Annotated in this window: 3 protein-coding genes and 1 pseudogene; all 4 read left to right on the top strand. The window is 33.8% G+C overall.

From position 1 onward, the window contains the following. The first annotated feature begins 329 nt into the window (after positions 1–329). The 4 genes and pseudogenes from H344_RS21270 to H344_RS0116585 all read left to right on the top strand — a co-directional run bounded on the left by H344_RS21270 (position 330) and on the right by H344_RS0116585 (position 3,739). A complete protein-coding gene (locus tag H344_RS21270) occupies positions 330–2,042 on the top strand; it encodes a hypothetical protein (protein WP_026811301.1) in 1,713 nt (570 codons plus the stop codon). A gap of 75 nt (positions 2,043–2,117) precedes the next feature. Next, entirely contained in the window at positions 2,118–2,744 is a 627-nt protein-coding gene (locus tag H344_RS21265) for a hypothetical protein (protein ID WP_051254381.1), read from the top strand. 138 nt (positions 2,745–2,882) lie between these two features. Further along, a pseudogene (locus H344_RS0116590) lies at positions 2,883–3,083 on the top strand (tyrosine-type recombinase/integrase); the annotation flags it as partial. Positions 3,084–3,364: 281 nt separating this feature from the next. Next, on the top strand, positions 3,365–3,739 hold the full coding sequence (locus H344_RS0116585; RefSeq protein WP_026811299.1) for a hypothetical protein: 375 nt from the start codon (positions 3,365–3,367) through the stop codon (positions 3,737–3,739). Positions 3,740–3,885 lie beyond the last annotated feature (146 nt).

The raw sequence follows: 3,885 nt of genomic DNA, 5'->3' as shown, positions 1-3,885 counted from the left end.
AGCAAAAAAAGAAATCTCATCATCATAACTATTATTCTTTTTTGTATTCCTTTTATTTACTAAATATAACTTTATAAATCTAAAGGAATGACATAGTCGGGCAGGCAGGCCCGCCTAGACAGATCGAGCAAGCTTACACCCTCTAGATTAATTATCTACTTTGCAGTAGATAAAAGATGCCCATGCTGGGCACACAGAACGTGTATAATTAATTGCTTTGGTCGTTGCCTACTTGGAAAATTCCTTCGGAATTTTCTCGGGTACGTATTTGTTTACTAAATTAGTTGCTTAACCACGCAACTAACCATACACAACAACGTTGTAGGTAAATGCCTAAATCATATAACATAGAATACTTTAAAGAATTTGCTGTCAAAAATAATGGTAGATGTCTTTCGAGTGAATACAAATCACTAAATACCAAGTTAAAATGGCAATGTTCTAAAGGACATATCTGGGAGACCATACCTGCTAGTATTCTAAGAGGAACTTGGTGTAAAGTATGTTCTGGAAAAGCTAAAAAGACTATTGAGGACATGCAAGAAATGGCACTTTCACGAGGAGGAAAATGTCTATCAAAACAATATACTAACGGTCGGACTAAGTTATTATGGAAATGTGCAAATAATCATATTTGGTCTTCAAAACCAGATAACATCAAACAAGGCAAATGGTGTCCGGATTGCTCTACTGGTTTGAGTGAAAGAATTTGTAGAACCTATTTCGAAGAAGTATTCAAAGTACGATTTCCAAATACCAAAGGATTAGAATGGTTAAGAAATGGACAAGGTAATTTTCTTGAATTGGATGGATATAGCGAAACTTTAAAGCTAGCATTTGAGCATCAAGGTGAACATCATTATGAAGGGGAAACTTATTTTGAAAAAGCTAAATATGATAATATTAAAACTCATTTATGTAAAAAAAATAATGTATTCTTAATCCATATACCACAACTTGGAGTTTTACTACCTCATGCGAAACTGCACAAATTCATTAAAGAAAAACTTAAGGGCACCCAATTTGAAAGTTATGTATTTCCTCAATTGAAAGATGTTGATTTAAAAAGAGCATACAGTAACAGAATGGACATGGAAATGAAACGTCTTGCAGAGAATAAAGGAGGGCACTTTTTGTCAAAACATTACTTAGGTAGTCTCAGTAAACATAAGTGGAAATGTGAAAATGGTCACATTTGGACTACAACGCCATCGGCAATAAGTTCTGGAAATTGGTGTCCAAAATGTGCAATCAAAAAGTCAGCTAAAAAAAGAAAGGCAGACTTTAGCGAAATACTTTCAATTATTAAGAGTAAAAAAGGAGAATGTTTAGAATCCGAATATATCAATTCAAAAACAAAATTAAGAATCAAATGTAAGAATGGTCATATATGGGAAACATTACAATCAAATTTAAAAAAAGGACATTGGTGTCCAGCGTGTGCAAACCAAGAGAAACTAACAATTCAGGAACTTAAATCCCTAGCAGAAAGCAGAAAAGGAAAATGCCTTAGTGAAACCTATGTAAACGCAAATACCTCTATTTTGTGGGAATGTGATAAAGGACATAAATGGCTTGCACCTGCAGGCAGAGTTAAAGCAGGCTCTTGGTGCCTTAAATGTTCTGGTTCTGCTAAGTTAACTTTATTGACTTTTCAAGAGATAGCTAAAGAAAGAGGTGGCAGATGTCTCAGCGATAATTATAAAAACGCAAACTCTAAATTGGAATGGGAATGCTCTAAAGGCCATAAATGGATGGCAAGAGCGAATCATGTAAAAAGAGGTAGTTGGTGTCCAACTTGTCGGAAAACTGATGGAACAAAAAAACGTTCCTTAGGAATAACAAAAATGAAAGAGTTGGCAGAACAATTCAATGGTAAATGCTTGTCTGTTGATTATATCAATAATAAATCCAAATTAACTTGGGAATGTAATAGAGGCCATATCTTTGATAAAAGCCCAAGTGATTTAAAAAAAGGAAGGTGGTGTCCCGAATGTAAAAAAACTACCTACAATCGAGTAGACGGGTCCGCCCCTAAGTAGAAACGGACTGCGCCTGCAGGACTAGGTCAGGGAACCGTACGCTAACAATAATTACCAAGAAAATTGCAGAATTGAATGAAATTGATAGAATTTGAAAATAATCTACGTGAGAAATTAAAGAATTATGATAAACCAAGACCTCTTATTTGCGAAGGAAACCCTTTAGAATGTAGAATATTTATCGTTGGTATAAATGCTGCAACTGAAATGAATAATGACTTCTGGAGCTTTTGGTCTACAGAAAACGGATTTAATAAAGCAGAATGGTTTGAGAGTTATATTCTTGAAAGAAAACTGAAACCATTAAAACCGAATAAAACAAGACGAAATAAATTAAGTAACACCAGACAAAGAATTGAATGGATTATAGAGTCCACAAAACCACTCAAAATTTTAGAGACCAATTTATTCGTAAAAGCAACACCAACAGCAGACGAATTAAAAAGTGAAGATAGAGAAAGTTCTGTATTTGAGTATTTATTAGAAACAATCAAACCGAAAATACTTTTTATACACGGAAATGAAGTGATCGAATATTTTGAAAATCTTTATGATATAAAAATCACAAAGGATAAAATCGAGAATTTTAATATTTTAGGATTAGAGACTAACATATTAGCAATGAATCATCTTTCAAGAGGTTGGTCAAAACAAAAATCTATTGAATTAGGGGAATTATTGAGGTCTAAAATAAAAAACTAAAGTCAGTCGAGTGGATGGCTCGGCCATTTAATGACAGAGTGCACCAATCAAATGCCAAAGCATTCACGAAAGCCTTATTCCATAAATAGAATGGATTAGAACAAGGTTATACCTCATGCCTTGTGAATGCTTTCCATAATTACCAAACACCTTCCCTCCCATTGCGAAAGACACACCAATGCGGTGTTATTATTAGAAAATGGTGCGGATATCTATACCGTCTCCAAACGCCTTGGACACCGCGAAATAAGAACTACGGAGATCTATGCTAAAATCATCGATAAAAAAATGAAGGAAGCTGCGAACTTACTCCCTAAGTTGAATTTGGATTTGTTGTAACAGCCTTTAAGGTTCCAATATCAAGCGATTCAAAGTATAGATTTCTAAACCTCATTGCAATTTCTTAGACTCTAATATTACACATCTTCAACGCTCCTAATTGGCTATAAACATCTGATTGTTAATTACTTTCCAATAACCAACTGGATATTTTGGGAAATAAGAGCTATGTTAGTTACCGATAAAATGCGAGATGTAATGACATATACCTATATCCGTACGTTGTGTGTAATATCACGCAACCAATACTAAATTGAAACATCTACTAAAAAAAGTATGTGATGAGAACCTTCAAAATAATTGGAATTCTATTAATCATTGGAATTAGTTCGTCCTGCAACAGCGATGACGATATATCGAATGAGCAAGTTCTAAATGGAATTTATACTGAATCCTTGCCATATGCAGGAACCCATCAATTACATTTTGTGGATGACAACACTTTAATTTTAAAAGCTCGAAATTCTACTGATGAAGAATTTGCCTACCAAATAAACGAGAATATAATTACACTTAAACCAATTCGTGATCTATCACAGGCTTGGGATTTAGAGATTAACATTTCCAATAGCTCTACATTTGACATTCAAAATATATTTTACGTTAGTATTCCCGAAGATGATAATCCTATTGAATTTGTGACTTTTAAAAAATAAAAAATACACACAGTCGAATAGGTAAAGGGGAGTCTCACCACTAAACCTCTCACACCCGCCTGTATTCTATGATTAAAAAAAGGATATCTACTTTAATTTATCAACAATCCTAAGCTGCATATTTCATAAGATTAATATAGGGTTCA

The organism is Arenibacter latericius DSM 15913 (assembly GCF_000424985.1).
Taxonomy (GTDB): domain Bacteria; phylum Bacteroidota; class Bacteroidia; order Flavobacteriales; family Flavobacteriaceae; genus Arenibacter; species Arenibacter latericius.
This window is presented reverse-complemented; position numbering and strand designations above follow the sequence as displayed.